Source organism: Corynebacterium sp. HMSC072A02 (assembly GCF_001810085.1).
GTDB classification, from domain to species: Bacteria; Actinomycetota; Actinomycetes; order Mycobacteriales; family Mycobacteriaceae; genus Corynebacterium; species Corynebacterium hesseae.
Genome location: NZ_KV799851.1, coordinates 1 through 7,479 on the forward strand (window position 1 = coordinate 1; position 7,479 = coordinate 7,479).

8 protein-coding genes, 1 other RNA gene and 1 pseudogene are annotated in these 7,479 nt (G+C 60.8%); 6 read left to right on the forward strand and 4 right to left on the reverse strand.

Features of this window, described 5'->3' with window-relative positions:
• Positions 1-301, reverse strand: a 301-nt coding sequence (locus tag HMPREF2698_RS07965; protein ID WP_305764428.1) for an inositol monophosphatase family protein, incomplete at its 3' end; no start/stop codon positions are given.
• Positions 294-1,121: an inositol monophosphatase family protein gene (locus HMPREF2698_RS07970; protein WP_070563526.1), complete on the reverse strand. Its 828-nt coding sequence runs from the start codon at positions 1,119-1,121 to the stop codon at positions 294-296. The genes HMPREF2698_RS07965 and HMPREF2698_RS07970, both read right to left, overlap by 8 nt.
• Before the next feature lie 69 nt (positions 1,122-1,190).
• Between HMPREF2698_RS07970 and prfB the strand changes: the two genes are divergently transcribed.
• Genes prfB through HMPREF2698_RS07995 form a run of 5 tightly spaced genes read left to right on the forward strand, consistent with a single transcriptional unit; the run spans position 1,191 to position 4,848 of the window.
• Entirely contained in the window at positions 1,191-2,297 is a 1,107-nt protein-coding gene (gene prfB, locus HMPREF2698_RS07975; RefSeq protein WP_070563529.1) for a peptide chain release factor 2, read from the forward strand.
• Between the two features lie 33 nt (positions 2,298-2,330).
• Entirely contained in the window at positions 2,331-3,020 is a 690-nt protein-coding gene (gene ftsE / locus HMPREF2698_RS07980; RefSeq protein ID WP_070563532.1) for a cell division ATP-binding protein FtsE, read from the forward strand.
• Positions 3,021-3,923, forward strand: a complete 903-nt coding sequence (ftsX, locus tag HMPREF2698_RS07985) for a permease-like cell division protein FtsX (protein WP_070563535.1) — start codon at positions 3,021-3,023, stop codon at positions 3,921-3,923. It begins immediately after the preceding gene.
• A 54-nt stretch (positions 3,924-3,977) separates the two neighbouring features.
• Positions 3,978-4,481, forward strand: coding sequence for an SsrA-binding protein SmpB (smpB, locus tag HMPREF2698_RS07990; RefSeq protein ID WP_070563537.1), 504 nt, complete (start codon positions 3,978-3,980; stop codon positions 4,479-4,481).
• A 10-nt stretch (positions 4,482-4,491) separates the two neighbouring features.
• Entirely contained in the window at positions 4,492-4,848 is a 357-nt protein-coding gene (locus HMPREF2698_RS07995; protein ID WP_070563540.1) for a DUF488 domain-containing protein, read from the forward strand.
• Here HMPREF2698_RS07995 and HMPREF2698_RS08000 read toward each other — a convergent pair.
• Positions 4,845-6,116 carry an SLC5/6 family protein gene (locus tag HMPREF2698_RS08000; RefSeq protein WP_070563543.1) on the reverse strand — a complete coding sequence of 424 codons (1,272 nt, stop codon included), beginning with the start codon at positions 6,114-6,116 and terminating at the stop codon, positions 4,845-4,847. The genes HMPREF2698_RS07995 and HMPREF2698_RS08000 overlap by 4 nt on opposite strands.
• Before the next feature lie 211 nt (positions 6,117-6,327).
• Between HMPREF2698_RS08000 and ssrA the strand changes: the two genes are divergently transcribed.
• Positions 6,328-6,707, forward strand: a transfer-messenger RNA (tmRNA) gene (gene ssrA, locus HMPREF2698_RS08005).
• 59 nt (positions 6,708-6,766) lie between these two features.
• Here ssrA and HMPREF2698_RS08010 read toward each other — a convergent pair.
• Positions 6,767-7,444: pseudogene (locus tag HMPREF2698_RS08010) on the reverse strand (alkane 1-monooxygenase); the annotation flags it as partial.
• Positions 7,445-7,479 lie beyond the last annotated feature (35 nt).

The following is a 7,479-nucleotide window of genomic DNA, read 5'->3' on the forward strand; positions in this document are numbered from 1 at the left end:
CCCAGACGGGAACGCCGCGGACGAAATTCTTCGTGCCATCGATGGGGTCGATGACCCACTGGCGGCCCTCGAAGCAGGCTTCGCCGCCGAATTCTTCGCCTAACACTTCATCACGCGGGCGGGAGCGCTTCAGCGCCTCGCGGATAGCCTTTTCGCAGGCCAGGTCCGCATCGGAGACCGGCGTCATGTCCGGCTTTTCCTTGACGGACAGGTCTGCAGCCTCAAAACGGTGCATCGTAATGGCGTCCGCATGGCCTGCCATCTCCAAGGCCAAGCCGAGGTCTTCTTTGTATTTACCCACGGAGCCATTCCTCCATCTGATCAACTACCTGTTTATTGCCCGCGATACACCATTCCACACCGCCGGCTTCAACCTTGCGCGCCGCGCCGCCTGCCGCGAGCACCAGCGCTTGGCCCGGATACCAATCCCAATCCTTCACGGAATGCTGCATCCATGCTCCCCACGTGCCATCCGCCACGCAGGAGAGGTCCACGGACCCTGCGCCTAGCATGCGCACGGTGGCAAAGTGCGGGGCCACCTTCTCCCAAGCGGAGGCGATGGCGGGATCCGTGATGGAGGTGGGGTGCAGGTACGTCGACAAGCACAGCTTGTCGGCGGGGGCGTCGGTGAGCTTGTTGACGTCCTTGCCATCCAGGCTGGTGGGGAAGTCACGGCCACCAAACCACGTGTAGCCCATGGCGGGGCGGTGGACGGCGCCGAGGATGACTCCTTCAGCGTCGACAAGCGCTAGCGCAGAGCACCAATAATCGGATCCGGAGGCAAAGTTGTAGGTGCCGTCGACGGGGTCGATGACCCAGGTCCGGCCGGACTTCGACTCGCGGTTCGCGCCTTCCTCGCCCACGATGCCGTCCTCTCCGCGCAGGGCTTCGAGCACACCGGCGACGAAGCGCTCGGCGGCGAAGTCGGCGTCGGTGACGACATCGGAGACGGAGGTCTTTTGCTCTATGTCTACTCCCTGCTCGCGGAGGCGCCAGGCCAGGCGGCCTGCGTTATAGACAAGCGCCTGGGCAAGGTGGGCGTCGGTATCGTCCGCGTGGGCAACGATAAAGGTCTTGATGATGGCATCGATCATCTCGGTGAGGCTTGGCTGGTCACTCATGCCGCCTATTGTCGCGCTAAACGCGGCCGATGGCTAATCAGGGAGAAAGAATAAGTAGAGTAGGGGGCTATGCGTCCGGAACAAACAGCACGACTTGAGGAACTCAGCGCCACTTTGACCTCCATAGAAAAGGTGATGGACCCGGAAGCGGTGTCCGAGCGCGTGCGCGAACTCGAGGCTCAGGCGGGGGATCCGTCGCTGTGGGACGACCCAGACCATGCGCAGAAGGTGACCTCGGAGCTCTCAGCGCAGCAGGCAAAACTGCGCAAGCTGAATTCCCTGCGGGGGCGGATCGAGGACCTTCCGGTCATGTCCGAGCTGGCGGAGGAGGAGGGCGATGAAGCCTCCAAGGAACTCGTGGACACAGAACTGAAAGAGCTTGGCGCGGCCATCGAGGCGCTTGAGGTAACTACGATGCTCTCCGGCGAGTATGACGAGCGCGAGGCCGTCATCAACATCCGCTCCGGCGCGGGGGGCGTGGATGCGGCGGACTGGGCGGAGATGCTCATGCGTATGTACACGCGCTGGGCGGAAAAGCACGGACACAAGGTCGATGTCTATGACATTTCCTATGCCGAAGAGGCCGGTATCAAGTCTGCCACCTTCGTGGTGCACGGCGAATACATGTATGGCCAGCTCTCCGTGGAACAGGGTGCGCACCGCCTCGTGCGCATCTCGCCTTTTGATAACCAAGGCCGCCGCCAGACCTCCTTCGCGGAGGTGGAGGTGCTGCCGGTGGTGGAGCAGACTGACTCCATCGAGGTTCCGGATTCGGAGGTGCGCGTGGATGTCTACCGCTCTTCGGGTCCTGGTGGTCAGTCCGTGAATACGACGGACTCGGCGGTGCGCCTGACGCACATCCCGACTGGAATCGTGGTGACCTGTCAGAACGAGAAGTCCCAGATTCAGAACAAGGCTTCTGCCATGCGCGTGCTGCAGGCGAAGCTGCTGGAGCGCAAGCGTCAGGAGGAACGCGCGGAGCTTGATGCACTGGGCGCCGGTGGCAATGCATCCTGGGGCAACCAGATGCGCTCCTACGTGCTGCATCCGTACCAGATGGTTAAGGATCTGCGGACGAATTACGAGGTGGGGGATCCTTCCAAGGTCTTGGATGGTGATATCGATGGCTTCTTAGAATCCGGGATCCGGTGGCGCATGGCGCAGCAGGAGACCTAGGCCCGAGTAACAAATGTTGCTAATGTGGCTTAAGTGATCACTTTCGAGAATGTGTCCAAGGTCTATCCGACCTCCACAAGGCCCGCGCTGGACAACGTGACCTTTGAGATCGAAGACGGAGAATTCGTCTTTCTCATCGGCCCCTCCGGCTCCGGCAAGTCGACCTTCCTCCAGCTCATGGTGCGCGAAACCAATGTGAGCTCGGGAGACATTTACTTCGGGGACTTCCACGTCAACACGTTGAAAGGCCGCGAGGTCAATAGCCTGCGCCAATCCATCGGCTACGTCTTCCAGGATTTCCGGCTTCTGCCCAAGCTCAACGTCTACGACAACGTCGCCTTTGCCCTCGAGGTCATTGGCAAACGCAAGGCGCGGATTGCCAAGCAAGTGCCCGAGGTCCTCGACATGGTCGGCCTAGGCGCCAAGCAGCATCGCATGCCGCACGAGCTTTCCGGCGGTGAGCAGCAGCGCGTGGCGATTGCGAGGGCCTTTGTCAACCGCCCCAAGCTGCTGCTTGCCGACGAACCCACGGGCAACCTCGATCCCTCCACTGCCGCGGAGATCATGGCCTTGCTCACCAAGATCAATCGCCGCGGAACCACCGTGGTGATGTCGACGCACAACGCGCGCGCGGTCAACGAGGCCCGCCAGCGCGTCATCGAGCTGCACAACGGCACGCTCGTGCGTGACGAGAAGAATGCAATGTACGGGGAGGCGGTCTAGGTGAATCTAGGCTTTGTTTTCAGGGAAGCCTTTAAGGGGCTCGGGCGCAACATCACCATGACTATCGCCATGGTGATTACCACCGCCATTTCGGTGGCGTTGGTAGTGGCCGGCGTCTTGGTCACCCAGATGACCAATGACACCAAGGACATCTACCTCGAGCGTGTCGAGGTCATGGTCCAGCTCAATGAGGAGATTTCAGCCAACGATCCGGACTGTAAGGATGCCGCGTGTGCCGGGCTGAAGAAGAAACTGGAAGCGGATGAGGACATTGAGTCCGTGAGCTACCGCAACCGCGAGGATTCCTATCAGCGCTTCGTGGAGCTGTTCAAGGACACCGATCCGGTCATGGTTGAGGAAACCTCCCCGGATGCGCTGCCGGCTGCCTTCCACGTGCGGTTGAAGGATCCGACGGATACCGCGCCTATCGACGCCATCGCTTCCGACCCCGCTGTTAGCGACATCGTCGACCAGCAAGAGGAGGTTCGCAGCGCCGCTGGCAACTTGGATGCCATCCGGAATGCCACCTTCATCCTTGCCGCGGTCATGGCGCTCGCAGCCATCATGTTGATTGCGAACATGGTGCAGATCGCCGCCTACCAGCGCCAGCGAGAGACCGCGATTATGCGTATCGTCGGTGCCTCGCGATGGGTTACTCACGCGCCCTTCATCATGGAAGCAGTCCTCGGTGCTGTCGGCGGCGTTGTCCTCGCCGGTATTGGCGTCATCCTGGGCAAGAACACCGTGCTCGATCCCGCCCTCAAGGACCTGTACCACAACCAGCTTCTAGCCCCGGTGACCTCTGGGGACGTCTGGACGGCGCTGCCCATCGTCGGGCTTGTGGCAATTGTGTGTGCTGCGCTGACCGCACAGGTGACCATGCGCGCCTACGTGCGGACCTAGAGCTGCAGGGGCGATGTGGATTTTGCCTGGCAGTAGCGTAATATAGTCCGAACTATGGCGAAGAAGGCAAAGAAGAAAAAGGCGGCCGTCGACAATAACTCGACCCTTGCCACCAACCGACGTGCCCGCCACGACTACACCATCCTCGACACCCTGGAATGCGGCATGGTGCTCGTGGGCACCGAAATTAAGTCGATGCGCGAAGGCAAGATTTCCCTTACGGATGCCTTCGCCACTATTGACGACGGCGAGGTCTACATCCGCAATCTCCACATCCCGGAGTACTCCCAGGGAACGTGGACGAATCACTCGCCCAAGCGCACGCGCAAGCTGCTGTTGCACCGCCGGGAGATAGACAAACTCATGGGGCAGGTGCGCGACGGCAACAAGACGCTGATCCCGCTCAAGGTCTACCTGAAGGACGGACGCGCCAAGTGTGAACTCGGCCTGGCCAAGGGTAAACAGGACTATGACAAGCGTGAGGCAATTAAGCGCCGTGACCAGGACCGCGACATCACCCGCGAGCTGGGTCGCCGCGTCAAGGGGATCAACGCCTAACCTGGGAGCCATGATTTATACGGCCAAGGTTCATGACATTATTCGGGGCGAGGAGCAACCGGGTGGGGTAGCGGTGCTCGTCGATAAGCTCTGGCCCCGTGGCGTGGCCAAGGAGCGCCTGCCCTATGACCACTGGTTCAAGGATGTCGCGCCCAGTCCGGGGTTGCGTAAGTGGTGGGGGCACGATGTCGATTCTTTCGAAGAGTTTGCCCGGCGTTACCGCGCGGAGCTCGACGCGAATGACAGCGAGGAGCTGGAACAACTGCGTCACCTTGCTGAGCTTGGCGACGTCACCCTCCTCTTCGCCGCCAAGGACCGCGAGGTCAACCACGCCACTGTGTTGAAGGCGTGGTTAGAGGAGAGCTAGGCGAACAGTCCCCAAATGGTGGCGCCTACGGCGATGAGGCCCGTGACGACGACGAACACGTTGCTGGGGCGGCCGCGGAATTGCTTGAGAGCATCGATGCGGTGGATGGCATACATCGGCAGCAGGTAGAGGATCGAGGCGATGAAGGGGCCACCGATGGCTTCGATAAGCCCCAGGATCGATGGATCGATGATCGCGACAACCCAGGCGGCCACGAAGATGATGCCGTGCATGATGGAATTGAGCTGCTTTTCCGAGAGCTTCGCCGTAGCGTGCGGTGCGGCGCTGCGCAGCAGGAAGTTGCCGCCCTCGGTGGCCCCCAGTACGTGGCCGAAGTAGGAGGAGATGATGGCGATCATCGCGATGATGGGGGAAAGGAAGGCCAAGACCGGAACGCCGGTCACATTGGCCAGGTAGGACAAGACCGGCAGGTTCTGCTCGCGGGCCTCCGCGAGCCCGTCCGCACCGAGCGTGAGGGTGCACGACCACACGAAGAACATGGTGAACACGGTGAGCAGAATCGCTGTCAGCGCCAGCGCGCGCGACGCATTCTCGGAGCTCTTCTCGCGGCCGTGTGCAGCGACCATGGCCAGAGAGAACTGGGAGATGGCGGGGGAGTGGTTAAAGGAGAAGACCAACACGGGGATGATGAGGGCGACAGCACCGACGACGCGCCAATCATTGTTGCCAACCTCCATGAAGGAGGCGATATCCCAGCGCGGGATGAGATAAATGGACAGCGCGCCGAGACAGAAGATCAGCGGATACACCAGGAACTGCGTGACGGCGAGCACCATGCGTTGGCCAAAGGTGAAGACGATGGTCATGATGCCCACGAGGAGGAACGACAATAGAGGACGCGGAACCGAGGGCCCGTGTAGCTGGTTGACGATGAAACTATCAACCGTATTGGTGATCGAAACGCCATAAATGAGGACGATGGGGAAAATTGCGCAGAAGTAGACCACCGAGATGATAAATCCTGCGCTTTTGCCGAAGTAGTCCGTGACCACCGCGGTGATGTCCTCGCCCTGGCGTGGCGATGCACAAATCATGCGGGCGAGCCCGCGGTGGGAGAAGTACGTCATCGGGCCGATCAGGATGGTTGCCACGAGTAGCGGCCAGAAGCCGAAGCTGCCGGCGTTGATGGGAAGGAACAAAATGCCGGCGCCCACGGCGGTACCAAAGAGGGAGATGGCCCATTCGGTATTGCTCGCTTGATGGTGGGCGGTTTCTTGGGAGCTAGAGGTTTCGGTGGTTGCGCTCACTTTGCAGCCTTTAACAAAGTAGGTGAATAGGACTCACACACCTTAACAGCGTTTAAGTTGATGTTAATCACAAGGGGGTGCTTATGAAAGCTATGCCTCATGTGGCCTGGGGTGAAGCTTGCGGGAATAGGGGCGGGTGCAGTAGCGTTGAACGAACCGTAGGGCGCGCAGAGGCGCGTGCTGCGCAGCTTTCACAGCAATGTGTAATCGAGGGGTCGACATGGTTTCGACTTCGTACATTGAGCCAGGGGAAGCGTGCCGGTGCAGGCTAGAGACCACCGTTAAGCGTCGTAGCAACCAATAAACGCAGAGAAGAACTCTCAGCGTGACTACGCCCTCGCTGCCTAATTTCAGCGACGCGTGTCTGTCAGCCTAGGTTTGGTTCCTGACCTAGATCCTGGCATCGACTAGGGAACTTGCCTGACCGGTTTGTTGTTCGGCCGGTTGGGGACTTTAAGAGCAACTGGGCCCATCATCCGGAGCGAGTTTGCCCGAGCCGGAGGGCCGAGTAGAGATCCTGTGCAGACTGCGCACGGAGAAGCCCTGGCGAGGTGACGAAGGACCCGGGTTCAATTCCCGGCGGCTCCACTGAATGGCAAGAAACCCGCTGGTCATAACGGCCGGCGGGTTTCTTGTGTGAAGGGGGCGGATTAGTCGATCGGGTAACCAGTGACCGGGCCCTCAGTGTTTGGCTGCCAGCCCAGCGCAGGGGCGATATGGGTGGCGAAGCTTTCCAGAATCTTCACGTTGACGTCCACGCCCATGCCGGTCGGGATGGTGATCAGTAGGGTGTCGGCGGACATGACGGCCGGGTCGGCCTTGAGCTGCTCGATGAGCTTGTCGGGCTCGGCGGCATAGGTGCGGCCGAAGGTGGACGCACCGACGTCGGGCAGCATGCCCACTTGGTCGGAGCCGGAGGCCTGCATGCCGAATCGCTGCATATCGGCGCCGTCCACGATGGGGAAGATGGAGCGGGAGACGGACGCGCGCGGGGCCCAGTCGTGGCCCGCTTCCTTCCAGGCAGCACGGTAGCGGCTGATCTGGTCTGCCTGGATCTCACCTAAGGTCGCGGCGGTGGTCTCGGAAACCAAGGTGGAAGACATCAGGTTCAGTCCGTCCCTGGCGGTCTGCTCTGCTGAAGTGTGAGTGCCGGAGCCGTAGAAGATGTGCTTGCGCAGATCAGGTGCAATGGGGAAGACGGGGAGGGGGGAGCCGGGCTGGAACATATTTGGGTACTGGCGGTCTAGAGGTGCGGCGGTGGCAAACCCGTTGCCGTCCACCGCAGCCATGAACGCCTCGAGGTGAGCTCGTGCCACGTCCGCGCCGTTGTGAGGTTACCCTCGTTTAGTGGACACCCTATTTG